Origin of the sequence: Aeromonas sp. PI_26 (genome assembly GCF_027854445.1) — a bacterium.
Taxonomy (GTDB): Bacteria; Pseudomonadota; Gammaproteobacteria; order Enterobacterales; family Aeromonadaceae; genus Aeromonas; species Aeromonas veronii.
Map to the genome: position 1 here is coordinate 186174 of NZ_JAJNOE010000002.1, position 23540 is coordinate 209713.

Genomic DNA, 23540 nt, shown 5'->3' on the forward strand with positions numbered 1-23540 from the left:
TTTTTTATGCCGCAATAGGATGATCACGTGGCTTGTCATGCCATCGCTAGCGATGCCGCAGGATGCAGCGGGCAGGCGACAGACAACGCGTTGCCACAGTCCCTGACAGCCCTCACCAACAGCGTGGCATACTAACCCTGCCCCTCACCCGCGAAGAGTGAGCGGCGCCGTTTCAGGGCGCGTTGGGGCACTCACCTGAATGACAGATCAACCGCAATAAAAAGCCCCCGTCGATGACGGGGGCCTGAATACTCGGGGGTGACGGCTGCGCTTAGCAGTAACCGTAGCCCAGCAGACGCTGGTAGCGCTGCTCCAGCAGTTGCTCGGTATCGAGCGGACGCAAGGCGTCCAGATCCTGCTTGATGCGAGCCTTGAGGTTTTTGGCCATCTTCTCCACATCGCGGTGGGCACCGCCGAGGGGCTCGTCGATCACGTGGTCGATCAGCTTGAGCTCTTTCAGACGCTGGGCAGTGATCCCCATCGCTTCGGCAGCCACAGAAGCCTTGTCTGCGCTCTTCCACAGGATGGAGGCACACCCTTCCGGCGAGATGACGGAGTAGGTGGAGTACTGCAGCATATTGACGCGGTCACCCACGCCAATGGCCAGCGCACCACCGGAGCCACCCTCACCGATCACGGTGCAGACCACCGGCACGGTCAGACCGGCCATCACTTTCAGGTTGCGGGCAATCGCTTCGGACTGACCACGCTCTTCGGCACCGACGCCGGGGTAAGCGCCCGGGGTATCGATAAAGGTGATGATCGGCATCTTGAAGCGCTCGGCCATCTCCATCAGACGCAGGGCCTTGCGGTATCCTTCCGGACGCGGCATGCCGAAGTTACGCTTGATCTTCTCTTTGGTCTCGCGACCCTTCTGGTGACCAATCACCATCACCGGCTCACCGTCGAGACGGGCGATGCCGCCGACGATAGCCTTGTCATCGGCATAGGCGCGATCGCCAGCCAACTCGTCGAAATCGGTGAAGATATGCTCGATATAGTCAAAGGTGTAGGGGCGCTGGGGATGACGCGCCATCTGGGATACCTGCCAGGCACCCAGATCACCGAAGATCTTCTTGGTCAGCTCTTCGTTTTTCTTCTCCAGCCGGCGGATCTCGTCTTTCAGATCCACGGCGTGATTGCCTTCACTCACATGTTTGAGTTCATCAATCTGCGCCTGCAACTCGGCAATCGGCTGTTCAAAATCCAGAAAAAGACTCATAGGGCCTTAGAACCTCTAATCAAAAACCAACTCGACCCGCTCTCGCCCAAGCAGGACGCGCAAGTCATCTAACAGTTGATCGGTGGGCGTCACCCGCCACTCGGTACCGAGCGTCAATCGCACCCGGGAACCGGGGCGACGATAGTTTACCTGAACCGGACAGACTCCGGCACGGGCGGGCTCCAAAATCTCGCACAAACGCGGAAAAAAGCGATCATCGATACGCTGTTCATCAAGGGAGATGCGAATTGCTCTGGCAAAACGCTCCCTCGCATCGTTGATATCCAGTAATTCACGGGCCGACATTTTAAGGCCACCGGAGAAGTCATCAAAGCTGACCTGTCCAGAAACCACCAAAATGCGGTCTTTTTGCATCAATTCTTCATATTTTTCCAGCGCTTCACTGAACAGGGTCACATCGAGGCGACCGGAACGGTCGTCCAGAGTGAAGATCCCCATCTTGTTGCCACGCTTGGTCACCATGCTGCGGGCCGCAATCACCAGCCCAGCCGCCGTGGTCACGGTATCGCGGGAGGTGGGATGCAGATCGCACAGGCGACCCGAGGTATAACGACGCAATTCGCTGCTGTACTGGTTGATGGGGTGGCCGGTGAGATAGAGCCCGAGAGTCTCGCGCTCCCCTTCCAGCCACACCTTGTCAGGCCAGTGCGGCACGTTGGCAAACGCCTTCTTGACGTCGTCAATCTCTTCGGTGAGCACGCCGAACATGTCGACCTGCCCCACCGCCTGCGCCTTGGCGTGCTGCTCGGCGGCACGCATCGCCTCCTCCAGCGTTGCCATCAGGGCGGCGCGGTGGGGGCCGAGCCGATCCATGGCGCCGGAGAGGATCAGCTTCTCCATCACCCGCTTGTTGAGCTTCTTGATATCGACCCGGTTACAGAAGTCGAACAGATCGCGGAACGGGCCGTCCTGATCCCGGGCGCTGAGGATAGCGTCGATAGGGCCTTCACCCACCCCTTTCACCGCCCCGATCCCGTAGACGATATGGCCATCTTCGTTGACCGAGAAGCGATAGCGGCCGGTGTTCACATCCGGCGGGATCACGGTGAGCCCCATCCGCTGACACTCGTCCACCAGGGTCACGATCTTGTCGGTGTTGTCCATATCGGCGGTCATCACCGCCGCCATAAACTCGGCCGGGAAGTGGGTTTTGAGCCAGAGGGTCTGGTAGGAGACCAGCGCATAGGCAGCGGAGTGGGATTTGTTGAAGCCGTAGCCCGCAAACTTCTCCACCAGATCGAAGATCTTCATCGCCAATTCGCCGTCGACGCCATTCTTGACGGCCCCCTCCTCGAAACCAGCCCGCTGCTTGGCCATCTCCTCGGGCTTTTTCTTACCCATCGCCCGGCGCAGCATATCCGCACCACCCAACGTATAACCCGCCAGGGTCTGGGCGATCTGCATCACCTGCTCCTGATAGAGGATGATGCCGTAGGTCGGTTCCAGAATCGGTTTCAGGCTCTCGTGCTGCCACTTCTCGTCCGGATAGGAGATCGCTTCATTACCGTGCTTGCGGTCGATGAAGTTATCCACCATGCCAGACTGGAGCGGGCCCGGTCGGAACAGGGCCACCAGTGCGATCATGTCTTCGAAGCAGTCGGGGCGCAGCCGCTTGATGAGATCCTTCATGCCGCGGGATTCGAGCTGGAATACCGCCGTGGTCTCGTAGCGCTGCAGCAGGTCGAACGACTTCTTGTCATCAATGGGGATGGCGGCGATATCGACCGGCGGCTTGCCCTCTTTGGCAAGACGCGGGTTGATCATGCCGAGCGCCCAGTCGATGATGGTGAGAGTGCGCAGACCCAGGAAGTCGAACTTCACCAGCCCGGCGTACTCCACATCGTTCTTGTCGAACTGGGTGACCGGGTGATGACCCTCGTCATCGCAGTAGAGCGGCGCAAAGTCGGTGATCTTGGTGGGCGCGATCACCACGCCACCAGCGTGTTTACCGGCGTTGCGCACCACCCCTTCCAGGCGGCGGGCCATATCGATGAGGTCTTTGACCTCCTCATCCTGCTCGTAGAGCTCGGGCAGCTTGGGCTCGGCCTCGAATGCCTTGGCGAGCGTCATGCCCGGATCCGGCGGGATCAGCTTGGAGATACGATCGACAAAGCCGTAGGCGTGACCCAGCACCCGGCCCACATCCCGCACCACCGCCTTGGCCGCCATGCTGCCGAAGGTGATGATCTGGGAGACCGCCTCCCGGCCGTACATGTCGGAGACGTGCTCGATCACCTCATCGCGTCGGTCCATGCAGAAGTCGACGTCGAAGTCGGGCATGGATACCCGCTCGGGGTTCAGGAAACGTTCGAACAGCAGGTCAAATTCCAGCGGGTCCAGATCGGTGATCTTGAGGGCGTAGGCCACCAGAGAGCCTGCCCCCGACCCCCGGCCCGGACCAACGGGGATGCCGTTGTCCTTGGACCACTGGATAAACTCCATCACGATGAGGAAGTAACCCGGGAAGCCCATCTGGTTGATCACTTTCAGCTCGACATCGAGACGCTCGTCATACTCGGGACGGCGCTCGGCCCGCACCGCCGGATCCGGGAACAGAAACTCGAGACGCTCCTCCAGACCCTCTTTCGATTTGGCCACCAGAAAATCTTCGGTGGTCATGTCGCCGGTCGGGAAGTTGGGCAGGAAGTACTCGCCAAGACGCACCGTCACGTTGCAGCGCTTGGCGATCTCCACCGTGTTTTCCAGCGCTTCGGGGATATCGGCAAACAGCTCCGCCATCTCCTCCTGACTGCGCAGGTACTGCTGGGGGCTGTAGCGACGGGGACGGCGTTTGTCCATCAGGGTATAGCCATCGTGGATGGCAACCCGGATCTCGTGTGCATCGAAGTCATCGGCGTTGAGGAACACCACCTCGTTGGTGGCGACCACTGGCAGCTCGAACTCGGTAGCGATGGCCACCGCCATGTGCAGATAGACCTCTTCGTCGGGTCGACCGGTGCGCAGCAGTTCGAGATAGTAGGCATCGGGGAAGTGGGTCTGATAGAAGGCGACACACTGCTCGGTCATCTGCCGGTTGCCCTTGAGCAGGAACTTGCCCACATCCCCCTCGCGGCCACCGGAGAGGACGATCACCCCCTTGGCATGCTCGGCGAGCCAGCTCTTGTCGATAACCGGACGACCCTGCACGTGGCCGCGCTGGTAACCGCGGGAAATAAGCAGGGTGATGTTCTGGTAGCCGTCGTTATCCATGGCTAGCAGGGTGAGACGGAACTGCTCGTCGCCGAGCTCATCGCTCTGCACCCAGAAGTCGGCACCGACGATGGGTTTGATCCCCTTGCCGTGGGCTGCGCCATAGAAGCGCACCAGACCACACATGTTCATCTGATCGGTCAGCGCCAGCGCCGGCATGTTGTTGGCCGCAGCCGCCCCGACGATGGGGTTGATCTTCTGCAGGCCATCGACCATGGAGAAGTCGGAGTGGACTCGCAGGTGGATAAAACGGGGGTCAGCCATCGTCATCTCCTCTCGCTGCTCAAACTAAATGACATGGTCTACTCGATCCCCAGTGCGCGGCGCACCGGTTTGAAGCTCTTGCGATATTCTGGCAACGGGCCACGCTCGGCCAGAATGGCGAGGTGCTCCGCAGTCGGATAACCCTTGTGACGGGCAAAACCATATTCGGGATGACGGCTGTCCAGCTCGGTCATCTCGCCGTCGCGGGTCACCTTGGCGAGGATAGAGGCGGCGCTGATGGCGGCCACCAGGCTATCGCCCTTGACCACGGCGCGCGCTTCCATCGGCAGCGCCGGACAGCGGTTGCCATCGATGAAGACCAGCTCGGGGGTGACCTTCAACCCCGCCACGGCTCGCTGCATCGCCAGCATGGTGGCATGCAGGATGTTGAGCTCGTCGATCTCCTCCGGAGTGGCGCGACCGATGGACCAGGCGAGCGCTTTTTCTTTGATCTCGTCAAACAGGGCGAGGCGCTTCTTCTCGGAGAGCTTCTTGGAGTCGTTGAGCCCCGCGATCGGATTGGCGGGATCGAGAATGACCGCAGCGGTGACCACGTCACCCACCAGGGGGCCACGACCCACTTCGTCCACACCGGCAACCAGCTTGTCGTCAGGAATATCGATCATCATCTTGTAGCCTTGAATCAAAACAAGGAAGGTAGGTTCGAATAGCGAAGCGTATTCGAACGTTCCCTGGACATGTATTAGTTAGGTGAGCGTTCGGCGACACAGTGACGCGATCGTCCGATTACGCCGCAGCGCGGCTAATCGAACCTACCGCTGCTACCTGCCGAGCAGATCCGCCACCGCATCGGCGGCCTGCGAGTCGGCATTGCAGCGGATCAGCTGATGCAGCTCGGTGAAGGTGTTGACCAGCGCACTGTTGTCGTGCTCGAAGTACTTGCTCACCTCTTCCACCAGATTCTCCGGGGTACACTCGTGCTGGATGAGTTCCGGCACCAGCATGCGACCGGCGAGCAGGTTGGGCAGAGAGACAAATTCGGTCTTCACCAGTCGCTGGGCCAGCCAGTAGCTGAAGGGCTTGAGCTTGTAGCCCACCACCATCGGCTTTTTCACCAGCATGGCTTCGAGCGCCGCAGTGCCGGAGGCCAGCATCACCACGTCGGCGGCGATCATCGCCTCGCGGCCCTGCCCTTCCAGCAGCACCATGTCGAGACCCGGCGCTACCTCAGCCTTGATGGCCATAAACTGCTCGCGCCGTTTCTGGTTGACCAGCGGCACGATGAAGCCGAGATCCGGATAGCGCACCGTCAGGTGTTTGCACGCCTCGAGAAACAGGGGGGACATAAAGCCCACTTCTGCGGTGCGGCTGCCCGGCAGTACTGCCAGCCAGCGGCGATTGGCATCGATACCGAGGTTGCGACGCACGGCGGCCTGATCCGGCACCAATGGAATATCATCCGCCATGGTATGACCGACAAAACGGCAAGGGGCGTCGAAGCTGTCGTAGAAGGCTTTCTCGAACGGCAGGAAGGCGAGCACCATGTCGGTGGCGGCCTTGATCTTGTGAATGCGGTTCTGGCGCCAGGCCCACACAGAGGGGCTGACATAGTGAACCGTCTTGATACCGGCGCGGCGCAGTTTCAGCTCCACTCCGATATTGAAATCCGGCGCATCCACGCCGATGAAGATATCGGGCGGATTGGCAATAAAGTGGCGCAGCAGTTCGCGACGGACCTTGAGGATGCGCGGCAGACGGCCCAGCACCTCGGTGATCCCCATGACGGAGAGCTCTTCCATCTCGAACAGGGCCTTGACGCCGAGGGCCTGCATCCGCGGCCCGGCGATCCCTTCAAACTGCGCATCCGGGTAGCGGGCTTGCAGCTCACGCACCAGACCGGCAGCCAGAATGTCGCCGGAGACTTCTCCGGCGACGATACCGATACGAACCGGATCAGGCACGGATGATCCCGCGCTCGTTATCTTTGAGGAAGTCCACATAGAGCTGGACGGCCGGTTCGGCTTGCGCCATCTCGATCAGCACCGGCAGCACCTCTTCGATGGTCTTGCCGGAGCGGAAGATCTCTTTGTAGGCACGCTTGACGGCAGAGATGGCCTCGGCGCTGAAACCGCGGCGACGCAGACCTTCGGAGTTGACCCCGAACGGCTTGGCGTAGTTGCCGGCAGCCATCACGTAAGGCGGTACGTCCTTGTTCAGGGCGGCGCAGCCACCGACGAAGGCGTGGGAACCGACGCGACCGAACTGGTGAATGGCGGAGAGACCACCAAAGATCACGAAGTCACCGATCACCACGTGGCCCGCCAGGGTCGCGTTGTTGGCGAAGATGCAGTTGTCACCGATGATGCAGTCGTGGGCAACGTGAACGTTGACCATGAACAGGTTGCCGCTGCCCACCTTGGTCAGGGATTGATCCTGAATGGTGCCACGGTGGAAGGTGCAGTTCTCGCGAATGACGTTGTTGTCGCCAATCTCGAGGAAGGTGCGCTCACCGGCGTACTTCTTGTCCTGGCAATCCTCACCGATGGAGGTGTGCTGGAAGATCTTGTTGCCGCGACCAATCTTGGTCGGGCCCTTGATCACCACATGGGAACCTACCCAGGTGTTGTCACCGATTTCCACCTCGGCGCCGATGACAGAAAAGGGGCCGATTTCAACCCCTTTACCGATCACGGCAGACTCATGGACGATGGCAGTATCGTGAATGATGGCAGTCTGGTCGATCACGTGTGTTAAACCTCGCGTTTGGCGCACATCAGCTCGGCGGTACAGACCACTTCACCGTCGACGGTAGCGACACCGGTGAACTTGGCAATACCGCGACGCTCTTTCAGGAACTCCACGTCCAGCACCAGTTGGTCACCGGGGCCGACCGGACGCTTGAAACGAGCGTTGTCGATTGAGGCAAAATAATAGAGTTCGTTGGGAGACGGCTTGCCCACCATGGTAAAGGCCAGGATACCAGTGGCCTGTGCCATGGCTTCCAGGATCAGTACGCCCGGGAACACCGGCTTGGCCGGGAAGTGCCCCTGGAAGATCGGCTCGTTGAACGAGACGTTCTTGATGGCACGCAGGGTTTTGCGCTCATCGCTGATCTCGTAGTCGTCTACACGATCCACCATCAGAAACGGATAACGGTGGGGCAGCAGATCCATGATTTCCTGGATACCCAGGCTCTTCTTTTCAGTAGTCAAAACAGTACCCTATACCAATCGTGATTATTCTTGATCCAGCTTCTTCTCAAGCTTGCTTAACCGCTTGTGCATCTCTTCGATACGCATCACCCGGGCGGCGGTTTTGCGCCACTCTTTATTGGTTTGCAGAGGGATGCCGGAAGAGTAGACACCGGGCTCGGTAATGGGTCGCATCACCATGGCCATACCGGTAACGGTGGCCTGGTCGCAGATCTCCATATGCCCGTTAAAGACGGAAGCGCCGCCAATGATACAGTATTTGCCGACCTTGAGACTACCAGCCATCACGGTAGAGCCCGCCACGGCGGTGCCATAGCCGATCTCCACGTTGTGGGCGATCTGGCACTGGTTGTCGATGATGACGTTGTCAGCGATGCGGGTATCTTCCAGCGCACCGCGATCAATGGTGGTACAGGCACCGATCTCGACCCGGTTGCCAATAGTCACACCGCCGAGCTGGGGGATCTTGATCCACTCGCCACGCTCGTTGGCATAACCGAAACCATCGGCGCCGATCACTGTGCCGGATTGAACCAGACAGTCGGTGCCCATGGTCACATTGTGATAGAGGGTAACGTTGGCCCACAGCCGGGAGCGCGCTCCCAGCCGGGTATTTTTGCCAACAAAACAGCCCGGGCCAATGCGTACATCGTCACCCAGCACGACGCCGGATTCGATCACTGCATTGGCGCCGATAGCCACTCTCTCGCCCAGTTGCACGTCAGCCGCGATAACGGCGCTCGGATGGATATCCGTGGCCGGCTGCGGGGTGGTGTCCAGCAGTTGGGCTACCCGGGCAAAGCCCACATAGGGGTCTTTGAGCACCAGGGCATTGGTGGGACAAAATGGCAGATCCGCTTCTGTAATGAGCACGGCGGTCGCCTTGCTCTGCTCCAGATAGTGCCGGTACTTTTTGTTGGACAGGAAGGTGATATCCCCCTCCCCGGCCTTTTCCAGTGTCGCTACCTTGCGGATTTCCAGGGTTCCGTCGCCATGGACCTGGGCCCCCAGTTGCTGGGCCAGCTGTGCGAGAGTGAATGCCATCAATTAGTTGCTCTTGCTTACCTGAGAAATAACCTGGCCGGAGATGTCCAGCTTGCTGGCGGCATACGGGGCGGCATTGCGCTCCAGCACCAGATCGTAACCATTGCTCTTGGCGATGGAATCGATGGCAGCCTGCACCTTGGTCAGGATCTTGTTGCGCTCTTCGGACTGACGGCGACCGTTGTCCTGCTCAAAGGCTTGACGCTTCTGGTTGAACTCCATCTGCAGCTTGGCCAGCTTCTCCTGGTTCTGCTTCTTCTGCTCGGCGCTCATGAAGGCTTCATCCTTGCGGAACTTCTCGACCAGCTTCTGGCCTTCCTGTTCCAGCTTTTGCAGCTCACGCATACGCGGCTCGAATTCACCTTTCAGCTTGGCTGCAACGGCTTCACGCTGGGGCAGCTTTTGGAAGACTTCGCCCATATCAACCACGGCGATCTTGGTCTCAGCGAAGGCAGAACCCATGCCGGCAGCCATCAGTGCAAAGCTCAAACCAGCTACTTTCAACGCTTTATTCACACTTACTCCTTGTTCCCTCATGGCGAGGGCTACCTGATTTACCCGATTATGCAAGCGGCGTTAGGACCGTCTTGTTACCTGGTGAGGCACGCATACCGCGCGTCCCATCATTGAAGACCCCCACCGCATGGGTGGGGGCGAAACTCTGCTTAGAAAGTACGACCGATGTTGAAGGAGAAGAACTCGGTGCGATCCCCTTCGTATTTCTTGATCGGCTTGGCCAGGGCAAACACCAGCGGACCCATCGGCGAGAGCCACTGCAGGGAGACACCAGCAGAGACCCGGATATTGCCCGGGCTGGAGTAGTCCTGGCTCAGATAGTTGCAATCAGAACCGGCGGCGCAAGGATATGCTCCGTTGGCAAAATCAGTGCTCCAGACGGTACCTGCATCCATAAAGACGGTGGAACGGATCTGCGGACGATAGGTCTCGGAGACGAACGGGGTCGGGAAGACCAGCTCCAGTGTTGCAACGGCCAGAGCGTTACCGCCCACCGAGGTGTCGGAACCTTCATAACTGCCGGTCTCACAAGGTTGACTGCCAGTACAAGTGCCAACCCCCGGTTTGTTGTAGGTCTTGTAAATCGCCTTGGGACCAATGGTGTTGCTCTTGAAGCCACGTACCGTATCGAAACCGCCGGCATAGTAGTTCTCGAAGAACGGCAGCATGGGGTCATCGCCATAGCCGTTACCGTAGGAGACGCGCCCCTTGCCAATCATCACCCAGTTATGATCCGCATCGAGCGGGAAGTAATGGGCATCTTCGGCGGAGAGCTTGTAGTACTGCAGTTCCATGCCCGGTACGGTCACCTTGGCGTTGACACGCTGGCGGTCACCGGCGGTCGGGAACATCCCCTTGTTCAGGGTGGAGCGGGTCCAGCCAGCGGTGACATCGACGGTCACAAAGTCGAGGTTGGAACCATCCTGTGAATAGAGATTCCAGAACTGATCCATCTGCACCGACTGGCGGTTATCGTTCCACTGATCCCAGCAATAGGTATTGCCGTCAGTATCCGGATTGTCCTTTAGACATTCCTGATAGTTCTGGCTATTGAATGAGGGGCGACTCAGCTTGGTGCTCTCGATACCGGTACTGAAGTCGAGACGGTTGAACTCGTTGACCGGGAAGCCGCTGGAGAGACGGAAACCGATGGTTTCGTTCTCGTAATCGACGATATCGGCATCATCGGCGCGGAACTGGTTGTAGTAAACCCGACCACCCAAGCTGACACCATCTACGGTGAAGTAGGGGTCGTTGTAGCTCAGGTCAACGTTCTTGGAGTAGTCGTTGGTGCTGGCGTTGATGGAGACCGTTTTACCGGTACCCATAAAGTTATTCTGAGAGATCCCCGCCTGCAGGCTCAGACCCGATTCGGTACCGTAACCGATACCTGCGTTGATGGAGCCTGCTGGCTGCTCCTTGACCTTGAAGTCGAGGTCAACCAGGTCATCGTTGCCCGGCACCCGCTTGGTGTCCACTTCGACGCTCTCGAAGTAGCCAAGGCGGTTGAGACGGCTCTTGGACTGCTCGATGTTGTCGGAGGAGAGCCAGGTGCCCTCCATCTGGCGCATCTCGCGACGCAGCACCTGATCTTCGGTAGTGGCGTTACCGCTGAAGTTGATATTGCGCACATAGACACGGGGGCCCGGCTCAACGTTGACGATCAGCTCGACTTCCTTGGTCTTGTCATTGACCTGCGGGAAAGTGACCACTTTCGGATAGGCATAGCCGTAACGGCCGAGGAACTTGGAGAGCACCTCTTCGGTATGAGTCACCTGACTGGCAGAGTAAATGCTGCCGGCAGCGATCGGGATCAATCCCTTCATCTCGCCACCGCGATCGATCAGGTCACCCTTGAGCTGGACACCGGAGACCTTGTACTGATCCCCTTCCTTGATGTTGAGGGTGACGTAGACGCCCTTCTTGTCGGGGGTCATGGAGACCTGGGTAGACTCTTGCTGGAAGCGGATATAGCCGCGATCCATGTAGTAGGAGCGCAGGGTCTCGATATCGCCGGCCAGTTTCTGCTTCTGATAGCGCTGATCGGCGGTGAAGTTCCACCAGGGCACTTCGTCGCGCAGGGAGAGCTGGGCAATCAACTTCTCTTCAGGGAAGACGCTGTTGCCGACGATGTTGATCTGCTGGATCTTGGCCGCTTCCCCTTCCACGAAGGTGAACTTGAGGTCGACCCGGTTGCGCGGCAACGGGGTAACGATGGCCTTGACCTTGGCGGAGTATTTACCCACGCCATAGTAGAAATCTTCCAGTCCCTTCTCGAGGGAGGTGAGCACGGTGCGATCCAGCGGATCGCCCACACGGATACCGGAGGACTCCAGACTCTGGGTCAGTTGCTCCTCTTTGATATCCTTGTTGCCTGCAAACTCGATGCTGGAGATGGTCGGACGCTCCTTGACCATCACCTGCAATACCTGGCCGTCACGGTAAACCTTCACATCCTCGAAGTTACCCGAGCCATAGAGCTTTTTGATGGCGCTGGCCAGAGCCACGGAATCGACGGTATCACCGACCCGGATCGGCAGGTTCAACAGTGCGGCACCCAGGGTCACCCGTTGCAGACCTTCGACCTGGATATCTTGCACCACAAAAGAGGCAGGGGCCGCCTGGGCCAGGAAACTGGCACCCAGCAGGCAACTCAACACCAATGCTTTTTTAACAGCCATTTTGTTCTTATGTGTCCTTGTTGATGCTCTGGCCTCAGAGGCGAGCGAAATCGTTAAACAGCGCAATGCCCATCAATAACATCAGAATGGCGGCGCCGATCCTGAAACCCACTTCCTGTATTTTCTCTGATACCGGCTTGCCGGTGACCGCTTCGATCAGGAAATAGACCAGATGGCCACCATCGAGCACCGGCAGGGGGAACAGATTGATAATTCCCAGGTTGACGCTGATCAGCGCCAGAAAACTCAAGAAATAGACCAGACCATAGTCGGCACTGCTGCCGGCGCCCTTGGCAATGGAGATGGGGCCACTCAGGTTGTCCAGCGACACGATGCCACCGATCAACTTGCCAATCATGTCAAAGGTGAGTGTGATCAGGCTCCAAGTCTTGTCCGCGCCATGCCACAGCGCCTGCAAAGGCCCATACTGTAACAGAATTCGATATTCATCCGGTAATGGAACCAGTTGTGGCGAGAGACCGACGAATCCTACCAGCTTGCCCTGCACCTTGCGGCTATCCGGGGTCAGGGTCACGTTGAGAGCGCTGTTGTTGCGCTCAACCACCACTTGCAGGGGTTCGCCCGGTGCCTGTTGCACCAACTCGACGAACTGGGCCCACTCGGTGATCTCCTGCTCGCCGACCCGCTTGATGCGATCACCAACCTGCAGCCCCGCCTTTTCACTGGCACTCTTGGCCACCACGGCAGCCACGACTGGCAGCACTTTGCCACTCAGGGGGACGATCCCCAAGCTACCGATAGGCGACTCTTTATCCGGATCGAAGGTCCAGCCGGTCAGCGACAAGGTTTTATCGGTGGCATAGCTGGTATTGGGTGCCTGCACCTTGAGAGTCACAGCATCATCACCCAGATGGCTGATAAGGGCGTAAGTGACGCTCTCCCAGTCACCGGTCTGCTCATCGCCGACCCCGACAATCTCCATCCCCGGCAGCACACCCGCCTCGGCCACGATGGATGCCGGACGCACTTCACCGATCACCGGCTTGACGCTCGGCACCCCGATGATAAACATCAGCCAGAGGGCGAACAGGGCAAAGACAAAGTTGGCCATGGGGCCTGCGGCGACAATCGCCATCCGCGCCCAGACACTCTTGTGGTTGAAGGCATACTGCTCGTCACCGGGCTTGAGTTCATCGACCCGGCCATCGAGCATCTTGACGTAACCACCGAGGGGGATCAGCGCCAGCACATATTCGGTGCCATCTTTACCCATCCGGCGCCAGATCGCCTTGCCAAAACCGATGGAGAAGCGCTCAACCTTGACGCCACAACGACGGGCCACCCAGAAGTGACCAAACTCGTGCACTGCGACCAGCAGGCCCAGCGCAACAACAAAGGCACCGATATTCCACAACACACCGCCCATCAGCCAAGCTCCTCAATCAAAGTGTGAGCACGGGCTCTTGCCGCACCATCCAGGGCAAACAGATCATCGAGTGAGCCGACTGCGCTGCTCTCCAGCGCCAGCATCACTGCCTCGTTGATCCGGGCAATATCCATAAAGCCGATGCGCCCGGCCAGGAAGGCGGCAACCGCCTCCTCGTTGGCCGCATTGAGCGCAGTGGTCGCCGCTTGTCCCTTCTGGCAGGCATTGATGGCCAACGCCAGACAGGGGTAGCGATCGTAATCAGGCCGGATAAAGCTGAACTCTCCGACACTGAAGAAATCCAAAGGTTCCACACTGGAGGGGATGCGATTGGGATAAGCCAGCGCATGGGCGATGGGGGTACACATATCCGGATTGCCAAGCTGGGCCAGCACGGAGCCATCCTTGTACTGCACCATGGAGTGGATCACCGACTGGGGGTGGATCACCACCTGGATCTGCTCGGGCGCCGCATTGAACAACCAGCGCGCCTCGATGTACTCCAGCCCCTTGTTGATCATGGTGGCGGAGTCGACCGAAATCTTGGCCCCCATCGACCAGTTGGGATGGGCGATGGCCTGCGCCGGCGTCACCTTGGCCAACTCGCTGATCTCGGTGTAACGGAACGGGCCGCCGGAACCAGTCAGCAAAATCTTGCTGATCCCCGCCGCCGCCAGATCGCAAAAACCGGGCTGGCGCTGCACGGCAGTCGGCAGACACTGGAAGATGGCATTATGTTCACTGTCGATGGGCAGCAGCTCGGCGCCATGTTCGCGCACGGCTTCCATGAAGAAAGCACCGGACATCACCAGCGCCTCCTTGTTGGCCAGCAAAATTCGCTTGCCGGCACGTACCGCGGCCATGGTCGGGGCCAGACCGGCCGCACCGACGATGGCGGCCATCACGCTATGGGCGTCGGGGTGAGCGGCAACCTCGCAAAGGGCTGCGGCACCAGACATGACCCGGGTCGCACTGCCGTGCGCTTTCAGACGGGCAGCCAGTTCACGGGCGGCATCCTCATCGACCATCACGGCAAAACGGGGGGAGAATTCGAGGCAGTCCCGCAACATGGCATCCACGTTGCGGGCGGCGGTCAACGCCAACACTTGCCAACTGCCCGGGTTATGGCGCAGCACTTTCAAGGTACTCTGACCAATGGAGCCGGAGGCTCCCAGAATAACCAGTGACTTGTGCATCAAAACTCCTGACTGAGTAGCAGATAACTGAGCAGAAACACCGGCAGAGCGGCGGTCAGGCTGTCGATCCGGTCGAGAATACCGCCATGACCCGGCAGCAGAGTGCCGGAGTCCTTGATGCCTGCTTCGCGCTTGAACATGCTCTCGGTCAGATCGCCGAGCACGGAGGCCAGCACCGCCAGCAGAGAGCAAAACAGCACGGTGATCATCTTGGCAGGAACAAATCCCATCGACCAGGTAACGCCGATGGCCAGCAGGCTGGCGGTAAAGAGGCCGCCACACATTCCTTCGATGGTTTTGCCCGGACTCACAGCCGGTGCCAGCTTGTGCTTACCGAACGCCTTGCCGAAAAAATACGCGCCAGAATCTGCCGCCCAGACCAGTCCCATCACGAACAACAGGATCCAGGCGCCCATCATGGGGTCATGGTAAAAGTTGTAACCACGGATGGCGACCAGCGACCAGAAGAAAGGGACCAGGGTCACCAGACCAAACAGCGACTTGAGCCAGATAGACTCTTTCCACAGCTTGGCGCTTTGGGGATAGCGCAGCACCAGCAGCAGACCCAGCAGCCACCAGCTTACCGCGGTCCAGAGCACGCCCATCACGAGGGGGTGCAGATGGGGCGTCCAGAGTTGCTCTACCGGCAGCCAAAAGAGGCTGGCACCGAGCAACAGACAAAATACGATGGGTAACCATTGCTGCGGAGCAGCAGAGACAAACCCACTCCATTCGCGACTGGCCAACAAAAACACCAGCGCAGCCAACAGGGCAAAAAATTTCAATGGCAGAAAGAAGAGCGCCCCCAACACCAGGGGGATCAACATCAAAGCAGTAATAATTCGTTGTTTTAGCAAAAGAAACCTCTCTCTTGGGAGCGGGGTTTAGCCGGTCTGCTGCTCGGCGATCAATTCCCGTATCTGTTCACCAGTGCAACCGAAGCGACGCTCGCGGGCAACGAAAGAGGCGACCGCCTCACTGAACTCGGCCTCGTTGAAATCGGGCCACAATACCGGGGTAAAATAGAGCTCGGCATAGGCGAGCTGCCATAACACAAAGTTGCTGATGCGATGATCGCCACCGGTGCGGATCAACAGGTCCACGGGTGGCAGATCGGCCATGCAAACCTCGCGGGTCAACATGGATTCATCAATGTCGTCAGCGGCCAGTTCACCGGCCGCCACTGCTTTAGCCAGCTTGCGGGCCGCCTGGGCGATATCCCACTGGCCGCCATAGTTAGCCGCAATGTTCAGGGTCAACCCCTTGTTATTGGCGGTCAAGGCTTCCGCCTTGGCGATTTTGGCCTGCAACCGCTCACTAAAGCGAGCAGTATCGCCAATCACCTTGAGCCGGATCCCGTTGTTGTGCAGTTTCTGCACCTCACGACCCAGCACTGTGATGAACAGTTCCATCAAGGCACTGACCTCCCCTTCCGGGCGGCGCCAGTTCTCGCTGGAGAATGCAAACAGGGTCAATGCCTCGATCTTGGCACGCGCAGCAAAGGTAACGGCCTCGCGCACTGACTTGACGCCCGCCTTGTGGCCATAAACCCGCATCTTGCCTCGGTTCTGGGCCCAGCGACCGTTACCATCCATGATGATGGCGACGTGACGGGGTAAAGACGAGTTGGCACAATCACCCAACGCAGCCAAAAGCGACATGTAATTCTCCCACAAAGACAAAAGCGCCGTGCAGGGGCACTACACGGCGCTCGTAATATACCTTTCAGACGGTTAGATTTCCATTAGCTCCTTCTCCTTTACGGCAAGGGCCTCATCGACCAGCTTGATGTAGGAGTCGGTCAGTTTCTGGATCTCTTCCTGGGCGCGACGGTCGTCGTCTTCGGAGATCTCTTTGTCCTTCAGCAACGCTTTCAGGTCAGCGTTGGCGTCACGACGGATGTTGCGCACGGCAACACGGGCATTTTCAGCTTCGGCACGGACGATCTTGGTCAGGTCACGACGACGCTCTTCGGTCAGCGGCGGCAGCGGCACGCGCAGGGTCTGGCCATTGCTGGACGGGTTCAGGCCCAGATCGGAGGTCAGGATCGCCTTCTCTACCGCCTGGATCATGGAGCGGTCAAAAATGGAGATGGAGAGGGTGCGAGCATCTTCTGCCACGACGTTGGCCAACTGTTTCAGCGGAGTGGCAGCACCGTAATACTCAACCTGGATACCGTCGAGCAGGCTCGGGTGAGCGCGGCCGGTACGGATCTTGGACATTTGAGTCTTGAGCGCTTCTACGCTCTTGCCCATACGGTCCTTGGCGTCGTTTTTAATCTCGTTGATCACAGTGGTTTTCCTTTTGGCGAACGAGCCGCTACACGGCCCGTGTCTATCTTATTTACTGACGTGATGGATAGGATAAGAGCGCCAGGTGGCTCACTTTTATCTTATTTACCAACGTGGTGGATCAGAGTGCCTTCCGGTTCACCCATGACAACCCGGCGCAGGGCACCCGGTTTGTTCATGTTGAACACGCGGATCGGCAGATCATGGTCACGTGCCAGGGTAAAGGCAGCAAGATCCATCACCTTGAGCTCTTTTTCAAGAACTTCATCATAACTCAGTTCATGATACAGCACGGCATCCGGATTCTTGACCGGATCTTCGTTGTATACACCATCAACCTTGGTGGCTTTGAGCACCACGTCAGCTTCGATCTCGATCCCGCGCAGGCAAGCCGCAGAATCGGTAGTGAAGAAGGGGTTGCCGGTACCGGCAGAGAAGATAACGACTTTGCCAGCGCGCAGCTGGCTGATTGCCTCGGCCCAGCTGTAGGAGTCACAGACGCCTTGCAGGGAGATGGCAGACATCAGACGGGCATTCACATAAGCACGATGCAGGGCATCACGCATGGCCAGACCGTTCATCACGGTTGCCAGCATACCCATGTGGTCGCCCACCACGCGGTTCATGCCCGCTTTGGCAAGACCGGCACCACGGAACAGGTTGCCGCCACCGATGACCAGACCGACCTGAACACCCAACTCAACCAGTTCTTTGATCTCTTGGGCCATCCGCTCCAGCACCGCCGGATCAATGCCGAAACCCTCGGATCCTTGCAGGGCTTCACCACTCAACTTCAGAAGAACACGTCTGTATGCAGGTTTGGGATTGGTACTCATGTCACTGATTCCTGGTCATATAAAGACCGCGACATAAGTCGCGGTCTGGGGAAACGGAAAAACCGGTTCGATTAGGCCTTTTGAGCGGCCGCGATTTGGGCTGCAACTTCAGCAGCGAAATCGGTCTCTTGCTTCTCGATGCCTTCACCCACTTCGAAACGGGTGAAGGAGACAACGTCAGCGCCTTCTTTCTTCAGCAGCTCGGCAACGGTCATGGAAGGATCTTTCACGAACGGTTGACCAGTCAGGGAAACCTCACCGGTGAACTTCTTCATGCGGCCTTCAACCATCTTCTCGGCGATCTCTTTCGGCTTGCCGGAGTTGATGGCGATGTCGATCTGGATTTCGCGCTCTTTGGCAACGACTTCGGCAGACACGTCTTCCGGTTTGACGAATTGCGGGCTGTTGGCAGCAACGTGCATGGCCAGATCTTTGGCCAGCTCGTCGGTACCGCCAACCAGCTTGGTGATAACACCGATGCGGGAGCCGTGAACGTAGGTGCCCAGGTTGTCACCTTCAACCAGCATCACGCGACGCAGATTCATGTTCTCACCGATCTTGGCGATCAGGTTGGTGATGGTCAGCTCGACGGACTCGCCGTTGCCGAAGTCGGCGGCTTTCAGCGCGTCAACGTCAGCGATTTTCTGGGTAGCAGCGATCTCGACGATCTTCTGACCCATGGCCAGGAAACCGGCATCCTTGGAAACGAAGTCAGTCTCGCAGTTCAGCTCGATCATGACGGCAACGTTGCCTTCGGTACGGGCGAAGATCACACCTTCAGCGGCGATACGGCCAGCTTTCTTGGCGGCCTTGGCCTGACCGGATTTACGCATGTTCTCGATAGCCAGCTCGATATCACCGTTGGCTTCTTCCAGCGCTTTTTTGCAATCCATCATGCCAGCGGCGGTGCGCTCGCGCAGTTCTTTTACCAGGGCGGCAGAAATGTTTGCCATGTCCAGTATCCTCGGTCTTGAATTGACAAGAAACAGGGGCCACAAGGGCCCCTGCTAACCAATTACATCAGCTTGGTTAATAAGGGCTTTACAGTCCTTATCAATTACTCAGCTTCAACGAAGCCATCTTGTTCGGCTTGAACAACGATGTCCTGAGCGCGAGCTTCCAGTACGGTGTCAGCAGCAGCATTCAGGTACAGCTGTACGGCACGGATAGCGTCGTCGTTACCCGGGATGACATAGTCAACGCCGTCCGGGTTGGAGTTGGTATCAACGATGGAAACTACCGGGATACCCAGGTTATTGGCTTCTTTGATAGCGATATGCTCGTGGTCGGCATCGACAACGAACAGAACGTCAGGCAGGCCGCCCATGTTCTTGATACCACCCAGGCTCTTCTCCAGCTTTTCCATTTCGCGAGTACGCATCAGCGCCTCTTTCTTGGTCAGCTTGTCGAAGGTACCGTCTTGGCTCTGGGTTTCCAGATCTTTCAGGCGCTTGATAGACTGACGAACGGTTTTCCAGTTGGTCAGCATACCGCCCAGCCAGCGGTGGTTTACATAGAACTGGTCGCAACGCTCAGCGGCTTCTTTTACGGCTTCAGACGCGGCACGCTTGGTACCAACGAACAGTACCTTGCCTTTCTTGGCAGCTACGGAGCTGATGAAGTTCATGGCATCGTCAAACATCGGAACGGTTTTTTCCAGGTTGATGATGTGAACTTTGCTGCGGGCACCGAAGATGTAGGATTTCATTTTCGGGTTCCAGTAACGAGTCTGGTGACCGAAGTGAACGCCGGCTTGCAGCATGTCGCGCATAGAAACTTTAGCCATTTTATACCTCTGTATTGGGGTTAGGCCTCCACACATCCCATATAACCGACCCGTTAAGGCACCCCGGCATATGTGTCGATGTGTGTGTGTTGTTTAAGTAAGGGTGATGAAATCGGGACGCAAGTTCCCCATTCCGGCGCGCTTTATACCATAACTTTGTTCAGGACACCACCGGCCGACACCCTAAACAGGTGTAAATATGGATCCCGCCAGAGGATGCTGCGACGCCGATTTGACGTTGTGATGACAATCACACTGGAAGTACGCAGGGGTTGCGGATAAAATTTTGCCCTGATTGCAAACGCATCTATTTTTCATTACCTGTCCTGTCTGCCCTCGCAGGCCCAGTGGCAGGCCGCAAGAGAGATCCCATGTCCATTAAAATCAAGACACCGGAAGAGATTGAAAAGATGCGCGTTGCCGGCCAATTGGCCGCCGATGTGCTGGTCATGATTGCGCCCCATGTCAAAGCTGGCGTCACCACTGACGAACTGAACACCCTCTGCCACGACTATATTGTCGACGTACAACAGGCGGTTCCAGCTCCGCTCAACTACCACGGCTTCCCCAAATCCATCTGCACCTCGGTGAACGATGTGATCTGCCACGGTATCCCGAATCACAAGAAGCTGCGCGATGGCGACATCATCAACCTGGATATCACCGTCATCAAGGATGGCTACCACGGCGATACCTCGGCCATGTTCATCGTGGGTGAAACCACCCCGCTGCGCCGCCAGCTCTGCAAGGTTGCGCAAGAGAGCCTCTACGCCGCCATCAAGAAGGTGCGTCCGGGTGCCTGCATTACCGAGATTGGTGCCGTCATTCAGCCCATCGTCGAGAAGGCCGGCTTCTCCGTGGTGCGTGACTACTGCGGTCACGGCATCGGTGCCGAGTTCCACGAAGAGCCGCAGATCCTCCACTACCGCAACAGTGGCAAGCTGGAGCTGAAAGCGGGCATGTGCTTCACCATCGAGCCGATGGTCAACAGCAAGAAGTATCACTGCAAGGTCAATCCGAAGGATGGCTGGACCGTGACCACCAAGGATGGCGGCGACTCCGCCCAGTGGGAGCACACCCTGCTGGTGACCGATGATGGCTGCGAGGTGCTCACCCTGCGCCCCGATGACACTATCGACCGCTTCATCAAACACAGCTAACATCGAACCCCGGCCCTGAACTTCCAAAGCGCCGGGGTTTTTACTTCTGTTTCAGCCGTTTGCCTGCCACTGTGTGTGAGATGCCATGGACGCCAGCCTGCTTTCCCCCCATTTGTTACCCGATGACCAGCTCACTCGCGACAACTGCAAAGAGTACCTGAGCCGCTTTCTCGGCTGGCTGCACGCCCGTTTTGATGCCGGCGACAACATCATCGAGCTGGTCGCCACCCGCTCCGAGTACATGGATCAGTTGCTCTGCCGCCTGTGGCAGAAATTCGGCTTTGACAAGAGCGACCTCACCCTGATCGCGGTGGGGGGGTATGGTCGCGGCGAGCTGCACCCCCACTCCGATATCGACCTGCTAATCCTCTATGACGGCGAAGAGCTGGACGAGGTGCTGGGACTGCGGATCGGCGAGTTCATCACCTTGCTGTGGGATCTCAAGCTGGAGGTGGGTCAGGCGGTGCGCAACGTGGCGGAGTGTCTCGAGCAGGGGCGCGCCGATATTACGGTCGCCACCAACCTCATCGAGGCCCGCTACATCACAGGTCGCCAGGAGGGATTCCAGCAGCTCAAAGAGGCCACCGGCCCCCAGCACTTCTGGCCAAGCGAAGCCTTCTTTCGCGCCAAGCGCCAGGAGCAGGCTGAACGTCATCAGCAGTTTCTCGGCACCGCCTACAAGCTGGAGCCGGATCTCAAGAGCAATCCGGGCGGCCTGCGGGATATTCAGACCCTCGCCTGGGTCGCCCGCCGCCACTTCGGCGCCACTACCTTGTTCGAGATGACCAGCCACGGCTTTCTCAACCGCGCCGAGTATCGCGAACTGCTCGACTGCCAGAATTTTCTCTGGAAGGTGCGCTTTGCCCTGCACATGGCTATCAACAAGGGAGATAACCGACTGCTGTTCGATCGCCAGCGCACCGTGGCCCAGATGCTGGGGTTCGAAGGGGAAGGCAACACTCCGGTCGAGCAGATGATGAAGCGCTTCTACCAGACGGTGCGGCGGGTCTCCGAGCTCAACGAGATGCTGCTGCAGCTGTTTGACGAGGCGATCCTCGGCAACACCGCCATGGATGTGCGCCGCCTCTCCGACGAGTTCCAGCTTCGTGGCCGCCTCATCGATGCGGTGGATGCGGAGCTGTTTAGCCGTGAACCAGCCGCCATCCTGCGCCTCTTCTATCAGATGGCCCAGCATCCCGAGATTGCGGGCATCCACTCGGCCACCTTGCGCCAACTGCGCGAGGCACGCCGCAAACTCAACTGCTGGTTGCAAGACTTGCCCGACTGCCGTCGCCTCTTTATGGCGCTGCTGCGCCACCCCAATGGCATCGGCCTGCCGCTCACCCTGATGCACAAGTACGGCATTCTGGCGGCCTATCTGCCCCAGTGGAACCTGATCGTCGGCCAGATGCAGTTCGACATGTTCCACGCCTACACGGTAGATGAGCACACCCACCGGCTGCTCAAGAACATTCACCAGTTCCCCAATCCGGCCAGCCGCCAGAGTCACCCGCTCTGCCACGAGGTCTTCACCCGGCTGCGCAAACCGGAACTGCTCAGCATCGCCGCCCTGTTCCACGACATCGCCAAGGGGCGGCGTGGCGATCACTCGGAGCTCGGCGCCGTCGATGCGCTGGAGTTCTGCCAGCTGCACGGTCTGGATCGCTACGAGAGCCGACTGGTCGCCTGGCTGGTGCGCCACCATCTGCTGATGTCGGTTACCGCCCAGCGCCGCGATATCTACGATCCCGACGTGGTCACCGACTTTGCCCAGAAGGTGCGCGACGAGCAGCATCTCGACCTGCTCTACTGCCTCACCGTGGCCGATATCTGCGCCACCAACGATACCCTGTGGAACGATTGGAAGGGCACCCTGCTGCGCGAGCTCTACTTCGCGACCCAGAAGGCGCTGCGCCAAGGGTTGGAGAACCCGCCCGACATGCGGCTGCGCATTCGCGAAAACCAGCGTCAGGCCAAGCAACTGCTGGCGCAACGGGATGTATCGGAAGAGGCGATCAACCAGCTCTGGGCCGATTTCAAGGCTGACTACTTCCTGCGTCACAGCCCGGAGCAGATCGCCTGGCACTGCCGCCATATCATTGAGCATGGTGACAATCCGGCTCCGCTGGTGATCATCGGAAAACACCCGACCCGCGGAGGCAGCGAGGTGTTTATCTACTGCCGCGATACCCCGAATCTGTTTGCCACCGTCGCCTCGGCACTGGATCAGAAGAACCTCAACATCCACGATGCCCAGATCATGAACTCGCGCAGCAACTATGTGCTCGATACCTTCGTGGTGCTGGAGCCGAGCGGCGAGCCCATCAGCCCCAACCGCACCGCCACCATCAAGAAGGCGCTGGAGAAGGCGCTGCAGGAGCCGGGCAAGCTGGTGCTGCGCAACAAGCCGCTGTCGCGGCGCCACCGCCAGTTCAGCGTACCGACCCGGGTAGTCTTCCTGCCTCATAAAGGGGAGAGCCGTCACACCCTGATGGAGCTGACTGCCCTCGATACCCCCGGCCTGCTGGCGCGGATCGGTGCCGTTTTCCAGCAGTGCGGACTGTCGCTGCACGCCGCCAAAATTGCCACTTTCGGTGAGAGGGTCGAGGACTTTTTCAGCCTGACCAGCCTCGATGGCGAGCCACTGACGGCGGAGCAGCAACTGCAGCTGGAAGAGCGACTGGTACACCAGCTCAATCCCCAGCAGTCGGTACTGGATTAAGCGAAAGGTGATTCGAAAGAGGCTGATTGTC

At 58.6% G+C, this 23540-nt stretch carries 19 protein-coding genes; 2 read left to right on the plus strand and 17 right to left on the minus strand.

Annotated features, from left to right (window positions below):
- Nucleotides 1–271: 271 nt before the first annotated feature.
- The 17 genes from accA to rpsB form a co-directional block, all read right to left on the minus strand.
- Entirely contained in the window at nucleotides 272–1222 is a 951-nt protein-coding gene (gene accA / locus LRL22_RS03320) for an acetyl-CoA carboxylase carboxyl transferase subunit alpha (protein ID WP_005338549.1), read from the minus strand.
- 15 nt (nucleotides 1223–1237) lie between these two features.
- The gene (gene dnaE, locus LRL22_RS03325; RefSeq protein ID WP_270904720.1) at nucleotides 1238–4717 is read right to left on the minus strand and encodes a DNA polymerase III subunit alpha; all 3480 of its coding nucleotides are present in this window, start codon (nucleotides 4715–4717) and stop codon (nucleotides 1238–1240) included.
- A gap of 38 nt (nucleotides 4718–4755) precedes the next feature.
- Nucleotides 4756–5346, minus strand: coding sequence for a ribonuclease HII (gene rnhB / locus LRL22_RS03330; RefSeq protein WP_064337095.1), 591 nt, complete (start codon nucleotides 5344–5346; stop codon nucleotides 4756–4758).
- Nucleotides 5347–5499: 153 nt separating this feature from the next.
- Nucleotides 5500–6639, minus strand: a complete 1140-nt coding sequence (lpxB, locus tag LRL22_RS03335; RefSeq protein ID WP_252655997.1) for a lipid-A-disaccharide synthase — start codon at nucleotides 6637–6639, stop codon at nucleotides 5500–5502.
- A complete protein-coding gene (gene lpxA, locus LRL22_RS03340) occupies nucleotides 6632–7423 on the minus strand; it encodes an acyl-ACP--UDP-N-acetylglucosamine O-acyltransferase (protein ID WP_005338557.1) in 792 nt (263 codons plus the stop codon). The genes lpxB and lpxA overlap by 8 nt, the downstream gene beginning before the upstream one ends.
- 5 nt (nucleotides 7424–7428) lie before the next feature.
- Entirely contained in the window at nucleotides 7429–7890 is a 462-nt protein-coding gene (gene fabZ, locus LRL22_RS03345) for a 3-hydroxyacyl-ACP dehydratase FabZ (RefSeq protein ID WP_005338559.1), read from the minus strand.
- A gap of 24 nt (nucleotides 7891–7914) precedes the next feature.
- On the minus strand, nucleotides 7915–8934 hold the full coding sequence (lpxD, locus tag LRL22_RS03350; protein ID WP_005338561.1) for a UDP-3-O-(3-hydroxymyristoyl)glucosamine N-acyltransferase: 1020 nt from the start codon (nucleotides 8932–8934) through the stop codon (nucleotides 7915–7917).
- Nucleotides 8935–8937: 3 nt separating this feature from the next.
- A complete protein-coding gene (locus LRL22_RS03355; RefSeq protein ID WP_005338563.1) occupies nucleotides 8938–9450 on the minus strand; it encodes an OmpH family outer membrane protein in 513 nt (170 codons plus the stop codon).
- Nucleotides 9451–9599: 149 nt separating this feature from the next.
- A complete protein-coding gene (bamA, locus tag LRL22_RS03360; RefSeq protein WP_270904721.1) occupies nucleotides 9600–12131 on the minus strand; it encodes an outer membrane protein assembly factor BamA in 2532 nt (843 codons plus the stop codon).
- Between the two features lie 34 nt (nucleotides 12132–12165).
- On the minus strand, nucleotides 12166–13518 hold the full coding sequence (rseP, locus tag LRL22_RS03365; RefSeq protein ID WP_270904722.1) for a sigma E protease regulator RseP: 1353 nt from the start codon (nucleotides 13516–13518) through the stop codon (nucleotides 12166–12168).
- Nucleotides 13518–14714, minus strand: coding sequence for a 1-deoxy-D-xylulose-5-phosphate reductoisomerase (ispC, locus tag LRL22_RS03370; RefSeq protein ID WP_005338569.1), 1197 nt, complete (start codon nucleotides 14712–14714; stop codon nucleotides 13518–13520). Before ispC ends, rseP begins: the two co-directional genes overlap by 1 nt.
- On the minus strand, nucleotides 14714–15571 hold the full coding sequence (locus LRL22_RS03375) for a phosphatidate cytidylyltransferase (RefSeq protein WP_026034918.1): 858 nt from the start codon (nucleotides 15569–15571) through the stop codon (nucleotides 14714–14716). Before LRL22_RS03375 ends, ispC begins: the two co-directional genes overlap by 1 nt.
- A 27-nt stretch (nucleotides 15572–15598) precedes the next feature.
- Nucleotides 15599–16375 (minus strand): polyprenyl diphosphate synthase, encoded by a 777-nt coding sequence (gene uppS / locus LRL22_RS03380; RefSeq protein ID WP_005338574.1) that lies wholly within the window; start codon nucleotides 16373–16375, stop codon nucleotides 15599–15601.
- 72 nt (nucleotides 16376–16447) lie between these two features.
- A complete protein-coding gene (gene frr, locus LRL22_RS03385; protein ID WP_005338576.1) occupies nucleotides 16448–17005 on the minus strand; it encodes a ribosome recycling factor in 558 nt (185 codons plus the stop codon).
- Between the two features lie 101 nt (nucleotides 17006–17106).
- A complete protein-coding gene (pyrH, locus tag LRL22_RS03390; protein ID WP_005338577.1) occupies nucleotides 17107–17841 on the minus strand; it encodes a UMP kinase in 735 nt (244 codons plus the stop codon).
- 71 nt (nucleotides 17842–17912) lie between these two features.
- The gene (gene tsf / locus LRL22_RS03395) at nucleotides 17913–18794 is read right to left on the minus strand and encodes a translation elongation factor Ts (protein WP_010673404.1); all 882 of its coding nucleotides are present in this window, start codon (nucleotides 18792–18794) and stop codon (nucleotides 17913–17915) included.
- 104 nt (nucleotides 18795–18898) lie between these two features.
- Entirely contained in the window at nucleotides 18899–19627 is a 729-nt protein-coding gene (gene rpsB / locus LRL22_RS03400; protein WP_005303470.1) for a 30S ribosomal protein S2, read from the minus strand.
- Nucleotides 19628–19998: 371 nt separating this feature from the next.
- Between rpsB and map the strand changes: the two genes are divergently transcribed.
- On the plus strand, nucleotides 19999–20787 hold the full coding sequence (gene map, locus LRL22_RS03405) for a type I methionyl aminopeptidase (protein WP_021229216.1): 789 nt from the start codon (nucleotides 19999–20001) through the stop codon (nucleotides 20785–20787).
- An 85-nt stretch (nucleotides 20788–20872) separates the two neighbouring features.
- Nucleotides 20873–23509, plus strand: coding sequence for a bifunctional uridylyltransferase/uridylyl-removing protein GlnD (glnD, locus tag LRL22_RS03410; RefSeq protein ID WP_270904723.1), 2637 nt, complete (start codon nucleotides 20873–20875; stop codon nucleotides 23507–23509).
- Nucleotides 23510–23540: the final 31 nt, after the last annotated feature.